Genomic DNA, 17113 nt, shown 5'->3' with positions numbered 1-17113 from the left:
CGATATAGTCATTCAACATGGCACCTTAGGGTGACTGGATTCGTTGATATCCTGACTGAGGGATTTCAGCCAAGCCCACAATTATAGCATTGACCCATGATTTCACCATCCCCTCTTCTATCCGACGCTCATGACACCATCGCTGCCATTCGCGCTGGGCGCAGTAGCCCCGCCCAGGAGATGCAGCGCTGCTTGAATCAGGCGCAATCGCCTGTTTGTGCGAGCACCTTTCGCAGCCTCAACCCTCTCGCCCTCGCCCAAGCTGCCGTGGTATCCCCTGATTTACCACTGGCTGGCCTAGCGGTTTCAGTCAAAGATTTGTTTGACGTGGCCGGGGAGGTCTCAGCCAGTGGCAGCACGGTGATGGCTGGCAATGCACCGGCTTTGCAAGATAGCGTCGCTGTCGCCCGCCTCAAAGCAGCTGGCGGCGTGGTGATCGGGCGCACCCATATGGTGGAGTTTGCCTTTTCCGGCATGGGCGTGAATCCGCACTTTGGCACACCTGTGAACCCACTGGCGCTCGCTGCAGACCCCGGCACACCGCGCATTCCGGGTGGCTCCTCCAGCGGAGCGGCTGTATCTGTAGCCAGTGGCGCGGCGTTTGTGGGCTTGGGCTCTGATACGGGTGGCTCCATTCGCATCCCTGCGGCGCTCTGTGGCTTGGTGGGCTTCAAGCCTACAGCGCGCGCCGTGCCCACCCAAGGCGCAGTACCTCTCTCGCACACACTGGACAGCATCGGCGCGCTCACGCGCAGCGTACGCGATGCGACTCTCGCCCATGAGATTTTGAGCGGTCAAACCATCCCAGCGCAGGGCAAAGCCTTGAGAGACTGCCATTTCGCCGTAGCGCAGAGCAATATGCTGGATGCATTGGATGCTGATGTGGCGCGCAATTTTGATGCGAGCTTAAAAGCCATTCGCGATGCTGGCGCGACCATCACGCCCATCGCTTTGACTGAGATTGCAGACTTGGGCAGTATTCAAGCGCGTGGCGGCTTCTCGGCGCCCGAGATCCAATCTTGGCTGATTCCCGCCGGCCTCTGGCCAGATTGCAAAGCAGAATTTGATCCACGCGTAGCGCAACGCATCGCCATGGCTGATGCGATGAGCGCAGCAGATTATGTGCGCTTGCAACTAGCTCGCCAGCAGTGGATCGAACGCGTGAACATCGTTTTGCAAGGCTTTGATGGCGTGCTCTCGCCCACCGTGCCTCTCGTAGCCGCGCCCATTGCGGATGTTGCGCCTGGCGTGGCGCGCGATGCTGAATTCTTCCGCGTGAACGCGCTGATGCTGCGCAATACCAGTGTGGTGAATCTGCTCGATGGTTGCGCAATCAGCTTACCCAATCAACCCAAGGGGAGCCTGCCGACTGGCCTGATGCTTTGGCATGGCGCAGGCTTAGATGCCCGCATCTTGTCATTGGCTGCACCCATCGAAGCCCGCCTTCGCTTGCTTACAGACTGATCCCAGTTGAAGCCGCTCGCAGCTTGCCAAAACAAGCCCTCTGGTTTATGGTGAATGCCCTCATCTTATTTTCAGGAGCCTTTCATGACCGTCGCCAAAATCATCGAGATCAGTTCGAGCAGCAAAAAAAGTTTTGAAGACGCCATCCAAGTGGGTATTGCGCGCGCAGCAGAATCCGTGAATGATATTCAAGGCGCCTGGATACAAGAGCAGAAAGTCGTCGTTTCTAAAGGCAAGGTGGTGGAATACCGCGTGCAGATGAAACTGACTTTTGTGCTGCAAAGTAAGTCTTCATCGAAAAAGAAATAAGCAGGTCAGCGGCTAATCAGGTGCTAAGAACCCACCTGATTGGCGTTTCCACAGCATCGCATAGTGCCCATCTAGCGCTAGCAATTCAGCATGTGTGCCTTGCTCAATCACCCGCCCTGCATCCATCACGATGAGGCGATCCATTTTTGCGATTGTGGACAGTCGATGCGCAATGGCAATCACGGTTTTGCCTTGCATGAGGGATTCAAGCTGCTCTTGGATGGCGGCTTCGATTTCGCTGTCTAGGGCGGAGGTAGCTTCATCGAGCACGAGGATGGGGGCGTTTTTCAGCACCACGCGGGCGAGTGCCACCCTCTGGCGCTGGCCGCCGGAGAGCTTCACGCCGCGCTCACCGGCATGGGCTTCGTAGCCCGTGTTGCCTTTGTAATCGCGCAGCCCGAGGATGAATTCATGCGCCTGGGCTTGGCGCGCTGCTGTTTCAATTTCCGCTTGCGAGGCCTGCGGGCGACCATAGCGGATGTTGGCCGCAATCGAGCGATGCAGCAGCGAAGTGTCTTGCGTGACCATGCCAATCGCGGCGCGCAGGCTCTCCTGCGTCACCTCGCGCACATCTTGCCCATCAATCAAAATGCGCCCTGCTTCCACATCAAAAAAGCGCAGCAGCAGATTCACCAGCGTCGATTTCCCCGCACCCGAGCGCCCTACGATGCCCACGCGCTCGCCCGCCTGAATGTGCAGCGAGAGATCGTCAATCACGGGCTTGATGCCCGCCTCTTGTCCGCGCCCATACGCGAAGCGCACGCCCTCGAAGCGAATCTCAGAGCGCGCCACAGCCAGCTCGCGCGCCTGCGGCGCATCCAGCATGCTGCGCGGCACAGCCAGCGTCTCCATGCCCTCTTGCACAGTGCCCACGTTTTCAAAAATGCCACTCACCTCCCAGCTCACCCAGCCCGCCATATTCGAGATTTGCCACACGAGGGGCAAGGCGGTGGCCACAATTGCGGGGCTGATATCGCCGCGCAGCCAAAGCCACACGCTGATCCCCGCTGTGCCCACCAGCAGCAGCGCATTCATCATCGTGAGCGTGAGCATGAAGCCGGTGATCATGCGCATGTGATCCGCAATGCGCACGCGATGCTCATCAATCGATTCGCGCACATAAGCATCCTCATCGCGCGTGCGCGCAAAGAGCTTCACCGTGAGGATATTGCTGTAGCTATCCACCACTCGCCCCATCACCGCAGAGCGCGCCTCGCTGCTCACTTTGGAAAGATCACGCAAGCGCGGCACAAAGTAGCGCAGGAAAACGGCATAGCCCGTGATCCACAGCAGCATGGGAATGGCCAGCCGCGCATCCGTGGCCAGCATCAGCGCCAGCGAGCTCAGGCCATACACCAAGATATACCAAACCGCCCGAATGCTCGCCACCACGCTTTCGCGCAGCGAATTCGCCGTGTTCATCACCCGATTGGCAATGCGCCCTGCAAAATCATTCTGAAAAAACGCCCAGCTCTGCCGCAACACATGCCAATGGCTCTGCCAACGAATCAGTGTCGTCACGCCCGGAATCACCGCGCTATTGCGCACCAAGCTATCGAGCAACATCACAGTAGGCCGCCCAATCAAAATCAACAGCGCCATGCCCACGAGCAAAGGCATCTGCTCAGCAAGCGCCGCAGTGCGATCAGCAGAAGTCATCAAGCTCACCATGCGCCCAATAAACACCGGAATCAACAAATCCACCAGCGCCACTGCCAAACCCGTGAGCAACATCGCAAAATAAAGCCAGCGCGTTTGGCGAACGAAATGCCAATAAAAGCCGAGGAGGGAGGCGGGTGGGCCAGATTCAGCGGTGTGAGCGGGTGCGTCAATGCGGTTGACTAATTTTTCAAATCGTTTGAACATGGGAAAAGCTTAGCTTGCCAATGCGGCTTGTGGCTGCGTTGGCGGGTGAATTGATTGGGGATGCTTGATTCTACGGGCGCTGAGTGCGCCAACCTTAACGGCGGCCAAAGACCTTTTCGGATTACACGGCTTTTCTATTTACTACTGAATAAATAGCAAACTATTCAACATGGAAGAGTGCAAGATGCTGAATTTATCTAAATTTTTTGTTTGTAGAGTTCAAAGAGTTGCACTCCACCCCATGTACCTGCGTCGTACCATCGGGCATTTGCCTCAGAAATCTTTTTGAAAACACACGCGATAGAAATCATCGTCATCCAACCCTCTCCCCGCGCGCCTTTCAAAAAATTTCTGATTCAAACGCCCAATGGTTTCCGCTGGATCAACACTGTTTAGTTAAAAAAATAGCCGCAGAATGAAAACGACTTGTGCAATAACACTAATTACATAGCACAATCTTTCAATACATCATGTTGTGTATTTCGTATCAATAGTGAGCTGTGGAAATGATCGACGAAGCGCAAATGAAAGAGCTACTAAAAGTCAAGGACGGTCACCTTTTTCGCCGAGAAGGTCAGGAGCTAGAGTTCAAAGAACAATATAGCTTTTCCGGTCTTGCTGATTACTTTAGGGATTTTGCGGCATTCTCAAATAATCGTGGTGGTTTGTTGGTTTTTGGCGTGAAAGATGCACCAAGACTACCCACCGGACTCAGCGATCAATCTCTTCAGCAATTCAATAAGATTGACCCTGAAAAAATCACGGGATATTTGTTAGATATATTTTCTGCTGATATCCGCTGGAGTCAAGCGACATTCACAATCGACGGGAAGCACTTTGGTGTTTTCCAAATCGAAGAGGCGCGAATCAAACCTATCATTGCAAAAAAAGATGAAGGCAGAGATCAAACCATCAAAAATGGTGAAATCTATTACCGATACGGTGGTAGAACTCAAAAAATTCAATACGCTGAGCTACAAAATATTATTGAACACCGTGTAGAACAAAACAATCGCCAATGGCTGGATCTTGTGACAAAAATCGGCAAAGCAGGGCCTCAGAATGCTGCGATTCTCGATACGGAAAGGTCTCTTATTGAGAAAAATGATGCAAAAGTTCTCGTGCTGGACGAAGTTCTCGCAAGTAAGATTAAGTTCATCAAAGAAGGTGAGTTTGTTGAGAAGAATGGCTCTACAACCTTGAAACTTGTCGGCGATGTAGTACCAATCGATAAAGTAGAAGTCGTTCGTATGGTTAAAGAAAACTTGACTAGGCAATACCCGTTGTCGGCAATAGAAATGGCAGATGAAGTTAAGAAAGCTCTACCGAGTTCTGCTCAGCATCATGTTTGGAATGTCGTGAGAGAAAACGACTTGAAAAGCAACCCTGACTATGCTGTTTATAACTTTAGAAATAAGAAGCACGAAGACGAATTTAATGCTTCAGGTGTTCTACCGAATGGAACGCCAAGTATTTATAACAACCGTGCAGTTGAGTTCATAGTTAGTGTGCTGAAAGCCGCGCGTTAGCCACTGGGCGAGCGTCAACAATCTTCGCAGCGGAAACCATTGGGCGTTTGAATCAGAAATTTTTTGGAAGGCGCGCGGGGAGAGGGTTGGATTGTGATGATCTCTATCGCGTGTGTTTTCAAAAAATTTGCTGAGGCAAATGCACGATGGTACGACGCAGGCGAGCGGGTGGAGCGAAACGCTCAGCACGCCAATACTACAAATTCAATAGCACTCTGCGCAGTATTTATGCCGGCAAACTGCCACTTTGGGCATAAAAAAACGCCCCGAAGGGCGTTTCGCTTTAGCGAATGAAGTTTAGAGAACCTTCGCAATACTCGCGCACACGTGATCGATGTTTTTGCTGTTGAGTGCGGCGACGCACATGCGGCCAGTGTCTGTGCCGTAGACGCCGAATTCATTGCGTAGGCGCACCATTTGGTCTTTGCTGAGGCCGCTGTAGCTGAACATGCCGATTTGCGTGGTGATGAAGCTCATGTCTTGCTTCACGCCAGCGGCTTTCAGTTTCTCAACGAAAGCACTGCGCATGGCTTTGATGCGCACGCGCATCTCGGCCAGCTCGCCTTCCCACATGGCGCGCAGCTCGGGCGTGTTGAGCACCATGGCGCAGACTGTGCCGCCGTGGGTGGGTGGGTTGGAATAGTTGGTGCGGATCATGATCTTGAGCTGGGAGAGCACGCGATCACATTCTTCTTTGCTCGCGCATGCGACGGAGAGTGCGCCCACGCGCTCTCCATACAAGCTGAAGCTCTTGGAGAAACTGGTGGAGACGAAGAAATTCAGACCTGCGGCAACGAATTTGCCGATCACTGCGCCATCTTCCGAGATGCCGTAGCCGAAGCCTTGGTAGGCCATGTCGAGGAATGCGGTGAGGTTTTTGGCTTTGACGGCGGCAATCAATTGATCCCACTGCGCGGCGGTGATGTCGTAGCCTGTGGGGTTGTGGCAGCAAGCGTGCAAGATCACGATGGTGCCAGGCTCGGCTGCGTTCATGGCGGCGAGCATGCCTTCGAAGTTCACGCCGCGCTTGGCTGCATCGTAGTAAGGATAGCTTTCCACCACGAAGCCTGCTTGTTGGAACATCGCGCGGTGATTTTCCCAGCTGGGGTCAGAGATCAGCACTTTCGCATTTGGGGAAAGCTTCTTCAAAAAGTCTGCGCCAATTTTCAAAGCGCCCGTACCGCCGATGCCTTGCACGGTGGCCACGCGGCCAGATTTCACCATGTCTGAGTCTGCGCCAAACACGAGGCCTTTCACAGCGCTGTCGTAAGCGGCGATGCCGTCAATCGGCAAGTAGCCACGGGCTTTGGGTGCAGCGGCCATTTGCTTCTCGGCTTCTTGCACGCATTTCAAAAGGGGCAGCTTGCCGTTGTCGTCGTAATAGACGCCAACGCCGAGGTTGACTTTGGCGGGGTTGGTGTCGGCATTGAATTGTTCGTTGAGACCGAGGATGGGGTCGCGCGGGGCCATTTCGACGGCAGAGAATAGGCTCATTGGATCGTCCAAAAGTTGAAGAAAAGGGCAGGACGCGAAAGACGCAAAAGTTACGCGAAAGACGCGAAAAAGACCTGCATACGGTTTTTTCGTGTTGTCAGTAGCTCTTTTTGGCTAAAGCGTTCAAAATACTTGGTTGCCCATTATTTTATCGCTGCACCGCAGCATTGCCCGGAAAAGCTATGCCAGAAGTCTTAGAAGTTATGCCTGAAGTGAAAGCCGGCGAATTCGTGAGCTATCCCGGCTCGCCGTTTGAGCTCTTTCAGCCTTATCCGCCTGCGGGCGATCAGCCGACGGCGATTGCTCAGCTGGTGGATGGCATCAATGATGGTGAGGTGTTTCAAACGCTGCTGGGCGTGACGGGTTCGGGCAAGACGTTCACCATGGCCAATGTGATTGCGCGCTCAGGGCGACCTGCGATTGTGTTTGCGCCTAACAAGACATTAGCTGCGCAACTGTATTCGGAATTCCGCGAATTCTTTCCCAAGAATGCTGTGGAATATTTCGTGAGCTATTACGACTATTACCAGCCTGAAGCTTATGTGCCGCAGCGGGATTTATTCATTGAGAAAGATTCAGCCATCAATGAGCATATTGAGCAGATGCGGCTCTCGTGCACCAAGAGCATTTTGGAGCGCCGTGACGTGATCATCGTGGCCACTGTGTCTGCGATTTACGGTATTGGCGAGCCAGAAAGCTATCACCGCATGATCATGACGCTGCGTGTGGGCGACAAGATGGGGCAGCGTGATGTGATTGCGCAGCTGATTCGCATGCAATATCAGCGCAATGAGCAAGATTTTTCTCGCGGCAAATTCCGCGTGCGAGGCGATACGATTGATGTGTTTCCCGCCGAGCATTCGGAGCTAGCGATTCGGATTGAATTGTTTGACGACGAGATTGAAACGCTTTCGCTTTTCGACCCGCTTACAGGCCGCATCCGCCAAAAGATTCCACGTTTCACCGTGTATCCAAGCAGCCATTACGTGACACCGCGCGACAAGGTGTTGATGGCGGTGGAGACGATCAAGCTGGAGCTGGACGAACGCTTGAAGCAGCTAGTTGGTGATGGCAAATTAGTAGAAGCGCAACGGCTGGAGCAGCGCACGCGCTTTGATCTGGAAATGCTCAGCGAAGTGGGCCACTGCAAGGGCATTGAGAATTACACGCGCCATCTCTCAGGCGCTCCCGAGGGCGCGCCGCCCTCCACGCTCACAGATTACATGCCCAAAGATGCACTGATGTTTTTGGATGAAAGCCATCAGATGATCGGCCAGCTCAATGCCATGTACAACGGCGACCGCGCGCGCAAGACCACGCTTGTTGAATATGGATTCCGCTTACCTAGCGCTCTCGATAATCGCCCGCTGAAATTTGAAGAATTCGAAAAGCGCATGCGTCAATGCATCTTCGTGAGCGCCACACCTGCGGCTTACGAGAAAGAGCATGCAGGCCAGGTGGTGGAGCAGGTGGTGCGGCCTACGGGCTTGGTCGATCCTGAGGTGGAAGTGCGCCCCGCCACCCATCAGGTGGACGATGTGCTGCAAGAGATTCGTATTCGTGTGGAGAAGAATGAGCGCGTGCTGATCACGACGCTCACGAAGCGCATGGCAGAGCAGCTTACTGATTATTTGTCTGACAACGGCGTGAAAGTACGCTATTTGCACAGCGATGTGGATACCGTGGAGCGTGTGGAAATTCTGCGTGATCTGCGCTTGGGTGCATTTGATGTGCTTGTGGGTATCAACTTGCTGCGCGAAGGCTTGGATATTCCTGAGGTCTCGCTGGTGGCGATTCTTGATGCAGATAAAGAAGGCTTCTTGCGCGCTGAGCGCAGCTTGATTCAAACCATTGGCCGCGCCGCGCGAAACTTGAATGGCCGAGCGATTTTGTATGCTGACAAGATCACCGATTCCATGAAAAAGGCGATGGACGAAACCGAGCGTCGCCGCAAGAAGCAAATCGAATTCAACCTCGCCAATGGCATCACGCCGCAGAGTATCGTCAAGAAAGTACGCGATCTGATCGATGGTGTGTACAGCGAAAAAGCCAGCAAAGAAATGGCCAAGCGCGATTTAGATCGCGCTCAAGTGGAAGACATGAGCGAGCGCGATGTGGGCAAACGCATTAAGCAGCTGGAGAAGCAAATGCTCGATCATGCGAAGAATCTGGAGTTCGAGAAAGCCGCTCGCGTGCGCGATCAGCTTGCCTTGCTGCGCGAGCAAGCTTTTGGCGCTACCGGAACGGACAATATCGTGCCGATCAAGGCTTGATGTTTACTGAGCAGAGAGCCAGTTCTTTACAGAGTCAATGACAGCGCCGCGTTGATCTTTGTGCGGTGAATGTCCGCATTGCTCTAGTTTTAATAGCACCTTGCGCAGACTACTCGCCGGCAAAGTGCCGATTTGGCTTGAAGAAACGCACTCTACGCCGCCTAGCGCATCCATCTGCGCCATCGTGCCATAAGGATCGTCATGGCCTTGGATTGCTAAGAGTGGGCAGGTGATTTGTTTGCAATCAGCTTCGATGTTGAAGCTGCGAAATTCTGAGCTGAGCCAGATGTCGTTCCATTGCCAGAAGGCATTATCAACATCTGCGTGATAGCGAGAGAGGCGTTGGCGCAGATCGCCTTGTTCATAAGCTACTCGCGCTTGTGTGATGGCTGAAATACTGATGTCTTCAACGAAAAGATGGGGAGCCATAACAATGCAGGCCTCTACATCGAAGCGTGATGCATGGAGCAAAGCAATCGTGCCGCCATCGGAGTGGCCAAGGAGAACAGGTCTGGTGATGCCTTCGATGCGCAGCAACTCGGGCAACACTTTCCACGCTTCATGGTGCATGTAATCGGGCTCCAAGCGGCCTGCTCCGCGCACATCGGGCACGGAATCTGAATGGCCGTAACCGCGACGTGAGTAAACGAGGCCGGCACGACCTGTGGCGAGGCAGAGCTGCTGCGGGAAATCGCGCCACATGGCTACCGAGCCTAAACCTTCATGTAGAAAGACGATGGGCGAGAGATTCGATGCATCAGGCGCAGGAATGCGCAAAACCTCCAGATTCACGCCGAAAACGCGAACTTTCTCTAACTTTGTAGCAACTGATGCAGGCATGGCTTGATTTTGCAGGTGTTTTAGGGTGAGTGATCAAAGGGCTACGGGTAAAATTGCGGGTTGATTTTGATTTGAAAGCTAAGTTTTGAAGCGTTCGCAATTTTTGGTGGCTCTGGCCAGTATTTCCCTTGGGTCTGGCTTGGCGAGCCGCGTGATGGCGCAAGCTGCCTCCGCGCCCGTTGCTGCTCCAGCCGTGGCCAAGCCGAAGCCGCCCATCTTCGTGCTCAACTCGCTCGATGCCAATATCAGCGTGATTGATCCGAATACTTGGATGGAGACGCAGCGCATCCCCACTGGCAAAGAGCCACACCATTTGTATCTCACGCCCGATGAAAAATCGGTGATCGTGGCCAATGCGGGCGGTGATTCGCTGTTGTTTCTCGATCCGCGCACAGCGCAAGTGCAGCGCACGATCAAAGGCATCTTGGATCCTTACCACCTGCGCTTCTCGCCCGATATGAAATGGTTCGTCACGGCGGCGAATCGTTTGAACCATGTGGATGTGTATCAATGGCTGCCGCAAGCGGCTGAACCATTGAAGTTGGTCAAACGCGTCTCTACCGGCAAAACGCCGAGCCATATGTGGATCGACAGCAAATCCACCACGGCCTACATCACCATGCAAGACAGCGATGAGTGGATCGCGTTAGATCTGGCCACGCAAAGCATCCGTTGGCGCTTGCCCACGGGCGACATGCCTGCAGATATCTATCTCTCGCCCGACGATAAATTTGCCTATATTGGCCTAACGGCCAGCGATGGCGTGCAGGTGTTTGATGTCTCGCGCGGCGGCGCTGAGCCAGCAAAATTAGTGAAGACGATTCCCACTGGCAAGGGCGCGCATGCCTTCCGCGCTGCGGGCGACAAGCGCCATGTGTATGTGAGCAACCGTGTGGCCAATACAGTGAGCAAGATTGATTTGCAAACGCAATCCGTGGTGAGCCAAATCAATGTGCCTGGCGGGCCCGATTGCATGGACATCTCTTCTGATGGAAAATTGCTTTATGTCACCTCGCGCTGGGCGAAAAAACTCACGGTGATTGAACTGCAAACGGGCAAGATCGCTCGCCAGGTCAACGTGGGCCGCTCACCGCATGGGGTGTGGACGCTGGATCATGCGCCTCGCGAATAAAACACTTTTTACTATCCTTTCGATAGCACTCTGCGCAGTATCTGTGCCGGCGAGTGCCCAATTAAGCTCTATATTTGGCAAGAAAAAAGAGGCGCCTCCGCCTGCGGTTGTTGTGCCGCCGCCGGCTATATGCGACAAGCCGGTGTATCTCACCTTTGACACAGGCCACATGGAAGTGGCGCAGTTCATCGCCGATACATTGAACAAACACAACGTGAAGGTCACCTTCTTCGCGGCCAATGAGAAGACCAAAGACGAGAGCACTTCTCTTGCGAAAAACTGGGGTGAGAAATTCTGGGCAGCACGTGGCAAAGAAGGTCATGAATTTGCATCTCACACCTGGGATCATCCTGTGCTCTTGGGTGATGCCAAAGGGATTGAAACGCAGTTCATCGTACAACCCACGCAGGGCGCATTCGCAGGCCGCAGCTTCACCTGGGCGCCCAAAAAATATTGCGAGCAACTCGATACTGCCAGAGAGCGGATTGAGTTTTATACCGGCAAAAAAGCCTTGCCCGTCTTCCGCGCTCCCGGTGGAAAAACAAGTGCAAAGCTCTTAGCAGAAGCCGAGAAATGCGGCTACAAGCACGTCGGCTGGTCACCCGCTGGCTTCCTAGGCGATGAGCTGCCGAGTGAGCGTGTGTCGAACGACGCACTGCTGAAAAAAGCGCTCAAAGACATCAAGCCCGGCGACATCCTCATGGCACACCTTGGCATTTGGAGCCGCAAAGATCCTTGGGCTCCCGCTGTGCTTGAGCCCCTGATCCTTGGCCTGAAAGAACAGGGCTTTTGCTTCAACACCATGCGCCAGCATCCAGCCTACAAAGACTGGATTGCTGCCAACGGTGGTTAATTTTTTAAGCGTTTTAGGCTTCTAGCCGGCGTACTATCTGCGCAAGATGCTACTAAATAAGTAGCATTGATCAATCGGCTTTGATGTTGCGCGCCCGCACAATCTTCGCCCAGCGGATCGTTTCCACTGCCAAAAACGCGCCAAATGCCTCACGCGGAATACCGCCAATTTCCACGCCTTCACTGGTAAAGCGGTCCACCACATCTCTGCGCTTGAGTACCTCGTTGGCATCTTGCGCGATGCGATCCAAGAGCTTGTCATCCATTGCACTGGGGGCGAGCATGCCAAACCAATTGATGGCTTCAAAACCTGGAATCGTCTCAGCCACCGTGGGCACATTGGGCAGCGCCTTGGAGCGCTTGCTGGCTGTGTAAGCCAGCGCTTTGAGTTTGCCGTCTTTGATGAGTGGCAATGAGGAGCTGGGGTTGTCAAACATGAACTGCACTTGGCCGCCGATCACATCGGTAAGCGCAGGCGGTGTGCCGCGATAGGGCACATGCAGCAGATTGAGTTTTTGCGTATCGGCCACCAACTCGGCCACCATATGCGCCATGCTGCCGTTGGCCGGCGAGGCGATGCTCACTGTCTTGTCGCCCTTGCCTGCTTCGATCAGATCTTTCACGCTCGCGAAAGGCTGCTTGCCACTGGTGACGAGAAACAGACCATTGCGCACGACGAGAGTGACGGGCTTGAAATCTTTGTAGGTGTCATACGGCAATTTGGCAAAGAGCGTGGGATTCACGGCGAAAGGCGATGCCGTCATCAGCAAGGTGTGGCCGTCTTTGGATTTGGCCACCATATCTGTGCCGATTTGGGTGGATGCGCCGGGCTTGTTATCCACAGTCACAGGCTGCCCCCATTTTTTGCTGAGCTCGGCGGCCAAGATGCGCGCAGCGATATCGGTTGTGCCACCTGCGGCATAGGGCACCACGATCTTGACCGATTGCGTCGGCCAAGCGGCTTGCGGCGTACTGGTTTGCGCAAGAGCTGCACCCGTGTTTGACAGCACGATGGCGGCTAGTGCGAAGGTTGAACGGCGTTTGATCATGGTGTCTCCAGTATTGAAATAACAGCTATAGAAGATAAGCAGGCGTATGCTAAGTAATTTCTGTGAAAGTTTTGTTGTGGGAACTGCATAGTGGGAACCACGTAAGTGCTTATCAGGATAGAGATTTGACGGGTTTATTCAAATTTCCTATAATTTCAGTAATTCTTGAAATTATAGGAATCACATGAACCTCACCCCCCTGGCTCAAAGTTTTGTGCTCCATTTTGGTGAAATGGGCAGCCGCTGGGGCATCAACCGCACGGTCGGCCAGATTTATGCCCTGTTGTTTGTGAGCGAGCGCCCACTAAACGCCGATGAAATCGCCGAAGCGCTGGATTTTTCGCGCTCAAACGTGAGCATGGGTTTGAAGGAGCTGGATTCTTGGCGGCTGACCAAGCTGCAGCATTTACCGGGCGATCGTCGCGAATATTTCAGCGCGCCTGATGATGTGTGGCTGATTTTTCGCACACTGGCCGATGAGCGCAAAAAGCGCGAGATTGATCCCACACTTTCCATGCTGCGCGATTCACTCCTCGTTTCGCCCACCAACCCGCAAGACGCGCACGCGCAAAAGCGCATGGCGCAAATGCATGAGCTGATTGAGCTGGTGACGACTTGGTTCACAGACATTCAGCGCCTCGATGAGCAGACCCTTCGCCAGCTGATGAAGATGGGCGCTGCAGCGCAAAAGCTGCTTGAGCTCAAAGACATGATGCTCTTCAAGAGCAAAGACAAAACACCAACGACAACAACAGCGAAAGAGACAGCAGCAGACAACACCATCCCCCCAATTTTTTAGGAGTAAGCCATGAGCGATAGCTTTGATCCCCTGATCTTGCACCGCATTCAATTTGCGGCCAATATCAGCTTTCACATCCTCTTTCCTACGATCACGATTGCGCTGGCTTGGGTCTTGGTGTTTTTCAAATGGCGCTTCGCACGCACGCAAGATGCCAAGTGGATGGATGCTTACTTTTTCTGGGTGAAAGTGTTTGCGCTTACCTTTGCACTCGGGGTGGTCAGCGGCATCACGATGAGCTTTCAGTTTGGCACGAACTGGCCGGGCTTTATGAACACCGTGGGCAATATCGCGGGGCCGCTGTTGGCTTATGAAGTCATGACGGCGTTCTTTCTGGAGGCGAGTTTCCTTGGCGTGATGCTGTTTGGTTTGCAACGCGTGGGGCATCGTTGGCACACGGTAGCGACGCTCTTGGTGGCGCTGGGCACCAGCCTCTCCGCCTTCTGGATTCTTGCGCTCAACTCGTGGATGCAAACGCCTGCGGGCTTTGAGATGCGCCCCAACGAAGCCGGGTTGATGGTGGCGCATGTGACCGATTGGTGGGCCGTGATTTTCAATCCCTCCTTCCCCTACCGCATGAGCCACATGATGATGGCCTGCTTCGTGACAGTGGCGTTTCTGCTCACAGGTATCAGCGCGTATCGCTGGCTGCGAGGTGACCGCGCTGCCAGCGTGCTCGCAACACTGCGCACGGGCGTGGTGATGGCAGCTGTGCTCGTGCCTGCGCAGATCGTGCTCGGTGATTTGCACGGCCTGAATACTTTCAAACATCAGCCTGCGAAATTAGCCGCCATGGAAGGTATCTGGGAAACACAGCGCGGCGCGCCTGCTGTGATCTTTGGTATTCCAGATGAGAAAGCACGCGAAAACAAATACGAGATCAGCATTCCCAAACTCGCCTCACTGTATTTGACGCATGAGCTTGATGGCGAAGTGAAGGGGCTGAATGATTTCAAAGGCGTGCATCCCCCGGTGGCTCCTGTCTTTTGGGGCTTTCGTGTCATGGTGGGCACTGGCATGCTGATGCTTGCGGTGGGCTGGCTCGCTGTGTGGCAGCAGCGCAAGGGTGGGCAGATCAAGCCTTGGCTGGGTCGAGTCATGGTTGGTATGACGTTCTCCGGTTGGGTGGCGACGCTCGCCGGCTGGTATGTGACGGAAATTGGCCGCCAGCCTTGGCTGGTCACTGGTGTGCTCACCACCAAACAAGCCGCTGCCAGCATTCCCACACCGATGCTCGCTGGCACGCTGGCTTTGTATATCGTGGTCTATTTGATGCTCTTGGTCTCCTATATTTCTGTGCTGTTTTATCTCGCACGTAAAGCGGGTTCAGGCGAAACCAAAGCTTCAACGCAACTGGCTGGGAGCACAGCATGAATCCACTGCTCACCTTCAACGATTGGTTGCCCGTGATCTTTTTGATCGTGATGGGCTTGGCGATGCTGGCTTATGTGGTGCTCGATGGCTATGACCTGGGTGTGGGCATCTTGCTGCGCCGCGCAAACCATGCAGACAAAGACATGATGGTGAGCAGCATCGGGCCTTTTTGGGATGCGAATGAAACTTGGCTCGTGCTCGGCGTGGGCATTTTGCTCACCTGTTTTCCAGCAGCGCATGGCATCATTTTGGGCGAGCTGTATTTGCCAGTCGCCCTCATGCTGATTGCGCTGATTCTGCGCGGCGTGGCGTTTGAATTTCGCGTGAAAGCGCCAGCGGCCTATCGCCCCTGGTGGGATCGCGCGTTTTATGCAGGCTCGCTGGGCGCGGCACTTTCTCAGGGCTGGATGCTGGGCAGCTACATCATTGGCTTTCAAAGTGGCTGGCAAGGCAACCTGTTTGCCGCGCTGATTGCGCTGTGCCTCGCCGCAGGCTATGCGCTCCTGGGTGCGACATGGCTCGTCTTCAAAACCGAAGGCAGTTTGCAGCTGCAAGCAGTGAAATGGGCGCGCGGGGCATTGCTGCTCACTGCTTTGGGCGTTCTAGCGATTTCTGTAGCGACGCCCTATATCAGCGAGCGTATCTTCACCAAATGGTTCACCCTGCCCTATCTGGTGCTCTTACTGCCCTTGCCACTGGCAACAGGCTTGCTGTTTTTCATCATTCACCGCAGCCTCGCGCGCCTGCCCACGCGCTTGGCGCAAGGCAATGCCTATGGCGATTGGGTGCCGTTTGCATCCACCGTGGGCATCTTCATCCTCGCTTTTTATGGTTTGGCTTACAGCCTCTTCCCCTACCTCGTGATCGACCAAATGACGGTTTGGCAAGCAGCAACCTCACCCGAGGCAATGAAGATCATCCTAGCCGGCGCACTCATCGTGCTGCCGATGATCATTGCTTACACCGTGGTCGTTTACCGCATCTTCTCCGGCAAGACGCGCGCAATGAGCTACGGAAATTAAATGGGGTCAGAGTCACATTAATTTTAAGCAAAAACAGCCTTTCGTCGGCGTAGAATCTGCGCAAACAGCTATCAAATAAATAGCAAAACTAATGCTTAAACAGCAAAGCCTCGCGTGTTGTAGTTTGCGCGAGTTGGGCAAGCCACCATGAGAGTGCTTTGCCCAATGTGCCGCGTGCAGGCGTGTGCCAAGCGTAATTGACTCGTGGGGTGCGGGGGATGCGCTCGGTGGTCAGCAGCACGAGCCTGCCGCTTTCTACATAAGGCTGCGCGATGCAATGCGGCACGAAACCGCAGCCCAAGCCGCGCAGCTGTGCATCCAATTTATCCGGCATATTGCTCACGGTGAGAACATCTTGGCCCGGAAGAATGCCTACAGTGACAGACTGCTTGCGGCGCGTGGAATCTGCCACGGCAACGATGCGGTGCTCTTGAATCACGGCATCTTGCAGTGGCTGCTTGGCCAGAGCTTGCGGGCAATTCGCGAGCGGATGGTGCGGCGCCACTGCAAACACAAAGGGCACATCGCCCAATGGTTTGGCTTGTATGCCCGCCTGCGCAATGCCATCGACGACCCCGCCAATAGACAGATCAGCCTGGCCATCGATCAACGCATGCCAAGTGCCGGAGAGTGTTTCGCTTTGGATGCGAAGCCGCGTAGGTGGCGGCAAGCCTTTCTCGCCGCAGGCAAAAAAGGCCTCACACAACTCCAACATGGTGCGCTTTGAAATCAGGCTGTCGACTGCAATGGTCAGCTGCGGCTCCCAGCCCGTGGCCACGCGCTGCACTCGCCGCGCCACGGCATCCAGCTCCTGCAACACATGCTCGCCGCCTTGCAATAGCTCTTCGCCTGCAGGCGTGATGCGGGCTTGCTTGGCCGAGCGATCAAAGAGCAACACATCCAGCGCATCTTCGATCTGCCGCACGCGATAAGTGACGGCACTGGGCACCAAACCCATTTCTCGGGCAGCTGCGGCCATGCTGCCTTGCGTCGCGACAGTCCGGATCAAGGCCAGGGATTCAGGGGTGATGAGATCTCGAACATTCTTCATTTTTGAATGATGACATCAAAATCGTTCGATTGCAAATGATCTCTAGCCACTTACATTAC

Annotated in this window: 14 protein-coding genes; 9 read left to right on the top strand and 5 right to left on the bottom strand. The window is 54.3% G+C overall.

Going from position 1 to position 17113, the window contains the following annotated elements:
• Positions 1 to 96 precede the first annotated feature (96 nt).
• Positions 97 to 1464: an amidase gene (locus KIH26_RS02560; RefSeq protein ID WP_213442127.1), complete on the top strand. Its 1368-nt coding sequence runs from the start codon at positions 97 to 99 to the stop codon at positions 1462 to 1464.
• A gap of 84 nt (positions 1465 to 1548) precedes the next feature.
• Positions 1549 to 1773: a dodecin family protein gene (locus KIH26_RS02555; protein WP_213442126.1), complete on the top strand. Its 225-nt coding sequence runs from the start codon at positions 1549 to 1551 to the stop codon at positions 1771 to 1773.
• Between the two features lie 12 nt (positions 1774 to 1785).
• On the opposite strand, the gene KIH26_RS02550 is transcribed toward KIH26_RS02555, so the two are convergent.
• Complete coding sequence (locus KIH26_RS02550; protein ID WP_213442124.1) at positions 1786 to 3639, bottom strand: ABC transporter ATP-binding protein; 1854 nt, start codon at positions 3637 to 3639, stop codon at positions 1786 to 1788.
• Positions 3640 to 4145: 506 nt separating this feature from the next.
• Between KIH26_RS02550 and KIH26_RS02545 the strand changes: the two genes are divergently transcribed.
• Positions 4146 to 5168 (top strand): ATP-binding protein, encoded by a 1023-nt coding sequence (locus KIH26_RS02545; RefSeq protein ID WP_249661070.1) that lies wholly within the window; start codon positions 4146 to 4148, stop codon positions 5166 to 5168.
• A 297-nt stretch (positions 5169 to 5465) separates the two neighbouring features.
• Here KIH26_RS02545 and KIH26_RS02540 read toward each other — a convergent pair whose 3' ends face one another.
• Positions 5466 to 6662: an amino acid aminotransferase gene (locus KIH26_RS02540; protein WP_213442120.1), complete on the bottom strand. Its 1197-nt coding sequence runs from the start codon at positions 6660 to 6662 to the stop codon at positions 5466 to 5468.
• Positions 6663 to 6844: 182 nt separating this feature from the next.
• Here KIH26_RS02540 and uvrB point away from each other — a divergent pair, with 182 nt between their 5' ends.
• Positions 6845 to 8935 carry an excinuclease ABC subunit UvrB gene (gene uvrB / locus KIH26_RS02535; protein ID WP_213442118.1) on the top strand — a complete coding sequence of 697 codons (2091 nt, stop codon included), beginning with the start codon at positions 6845 to 6847 and terminating at the stop codon, positions 8933 to 8935.
• A 3-nt stretch (positions 8936 to 8938) separates the two neighbouring features.
• On the opposite strand, the gene KIH26_RS02530 is transcribed toward uvrB, so the two are convergent.
• Entirely contained in the window at positions 8939 to 9775 is an 837-nt protein-coding gene (locus tag KIH26_RS02530; RefSeq protein ID WP_213442116.1) for an alpha/beta fold hydrolase, read from the bottom strand.
• 154 nt (positions 9776 to 9929) lie between these two features.
• Here KIH26_RS02530 and KIH26_RS02525 point away from each other — a divergent pair, with 154 nt between their 5' ends.
• Together KIH26_RS02525 and KIH26_RS02520 are read left to right on the top strand one after the other, a co-directional pair.
• Entirely contained in the window at positions 9930 to 10907 is a 978-nt protein-coding gene (locus tag KIH26_RS02525; RefSeq protein ID WP_213444618.1) for a YncE family protein, read from the top strand.
• Positions 10870 to 11760, top strand: coding sequence for a polysaccharide deacetylase family protein (locus KIH26_RS02520; RefSeq protein WP_283770133.1), 891 nt, complete (start codon positions 10870 to 10872; stop codon positions 11758 to 11760). Before KIH26_RS02525 ends, KIH26_RS02520 begins: the two co-directional genes overlap by 38 nt.
• 70 nt (positions 11761 to 11830) lie before the next feature.
• Here the strand turns inward: KIH26_RS02520 and KIH26_RS02515 are convergent, their stop codons facing one another.
• Complete coding sequence (locus KIH26_RS02515) at positions 11831 to 12808, bottom strand: Bug family tripartite tricarboxylate transporter substrate binding protein (RefSeq protein WP_213442112.1); 978 nt, start codon at positions 12806 to 12808, stop codon at positions 11831 to 11833.
• Positions 12809 to 12992: 184 nt separating this feature from the next.
• Between KIH26_RS02515 and KIH26_RS02510 the strand changes: the two genes are divergently transcribed.
• Genes KIH26_RS02510 through KIH26_RS02500 form a run of 3 tightly spaced genes read left to right on the top strand, consistent with a single transcriptional unit; the run spans position 12993 to position 16003 of the window.
• The gene (locus KIH26_RS02510) at positions 12993 to 13607 is read left to right on the top strand and encodes a GbsR/MarR family transcriptional regulator (protein WP_213442110.1); all 615 of its coding nucleotides are present in this window, start codon (positions 12993 to 12995) and stop codon (positions 13605 to 13607) included.
• Positions 13608 to 13616: 9 nt separating this feature from the next.
• On the top strand, positions 13617 to 14981 hold the full coding sequence (locus KIH26_RS02505; RefSeq protein WP_213442108.1) for a cytochrome ubiquinol oxidase subunit I: 1365 nt from the start codon (positions 13617 to 13619) through the stop codon (positions 14979 to 14981).
• Positions 14978 to 16003 carry a cytochrome d ubiquinol oxidase subunit II gene (locus KIH26_RS02500; RefSeq protein WP_213442106.1) on the top strand — a complete coding sequence of 342 codons (1026 nt, stop codon included), beginning with the start codon at positions 14978 to 14980 and terminating at the stop codon, positions 16001 to 16003. The genes KIH26_RS02505 and KIH26_RS02500 overlap by 4 nt, the downstream gene beginning before the upstream one ends.
• 88 nt (positions 16004 to 16091) lie before the next feature.
• On the opposite strand, the gene KIH26_RS02495 is transcribed toward KIH26_RS02500, so the two are convergent.
• Positions 16092 to 17054, bottom strand: a complete 963-nt coding sequence (locus KIH26_RS02495) for a LysR family transcriptional regulator (protein ID WP_213442104.1) — start codon at positions 17052 to 17054, stop codon at positions 16092 to 16094.
• Positions 17055 to 17113 lie beyond the last annotated feature (59 nt).

The organism is Variovorax sp. PCZ-1 (genome assembly GCF_018413605.1).
Classification (GTDB): Bacteria; Pseudomonadota; Gammaproteobacteria; order Burkholderiales; family Burkholderiaceae_C; genus JANMDU01.
This window is presented reverse-complemented; position numbering and strand designations above follow the sequence as displayed.

Excerpts from the sequence above, each read along its gene's own strand:
- KIH26_RS02550 (WP_213442124.1), bottom strand. The coding sequence starts at position 3,639 with ATGTTCAAACGATTTGAAAAATTAGTCAACCGCATTGACGCACCCGCT.
- KIH26_RS02540 (WP_213442120.1), bottom strand. The coding sequence starts at position 6,662 with ATGAGCCTATTCTCTGCCGTCGAAATGGCCCCGCGCGACCCCATCCTC.
- KIH26_RS02525 (WP_213444618.1), top strand. The coding sequence starts at position 9,930 with ATGGCGCAAGCTGCCTCCGCGCCCGTTGCTGCTCCAGCCGTGGCCAAG.
- uvrB (WP_213442118.1), top strand. The coding sequence starts at position 6,845 with ATGCCAGAAGTCTTAGAAGTTATGCCTGAAGTGAAAGCCGGCGAATTC.
- KIH26_RS02495 (WP_213442104.1), bottom strand. The coding sequence starts at position 17,054 with ATGAAGAATGTTCGAGATCTCATCACCCCTGAATCCCTGGCCTTGATC.
- KIH26_RS02520 (WP_283770133.1), top strand. The coding sequence starts at position 10,870 with ATGGGGTGTGGACGCTGGATCATGCGCCTCGCGAATAAAACACTTTTT.
- KIH26_RS02515 (WP_213442112.1), bottom strand. The coding sequence starts at position 12,808 with ATGATCAAACGCCGTTCAACCTTCGCACTAGCCGCCATCGTGCTGTCA.
- KIH26_RS02530 (WP_213442116.1), bottom strand. The coding sequence starts at position 9,775 with ATGCCTGCATCAGTTGCTACAAAGTTAGAGAAAGTTCGCGTTTTCGGC.
- KIH26_RS02510 (WP_213442110.1), top strand. The coding sequence starts at position 12,993 with ATGAACCTCACCCCCCTGGCTCAAAGTTTTGTGCTCCATTTTGGTGAA.
- KIH26_RS02555 (WP_213442126.1), top strand. The coding sequence starts at position 1,549 with ATGACCGTCGCCAAAATCATCGAGATCAGTTCGAGCAGCAAAAAAAGT.
- KIH26_RS02560 (WP_213442127.1), top strand. The coding sequence starts at position 97 with ATGATTTCACCATCCCCTCTTCTATCCGACGCTCATGACACCATCGCT.
- KIH26_RS02545 (WP_249661070.1), top strand. The coding sequence starts at position 4,146 with ATGATCGACGAAGCGCAAATGAAAGAGCTACTAAAAGTCAAGGACGGT.
- KIH26_RS02500 (WP_213442106.1), top strand. The coding sequence starts at position 14,978 with ATGAATCCACTGCTCACCTTCAACGATTGGTTGCCCGTGATCTTTTTG.
- KIH26_RS02505 (WP_213442108.1), top strand. The coding sequence starts at position 13,617 with ATGAGCGATAGCTTTGATCCCCTGATCTTGCACCGCATTCAATTTGCG.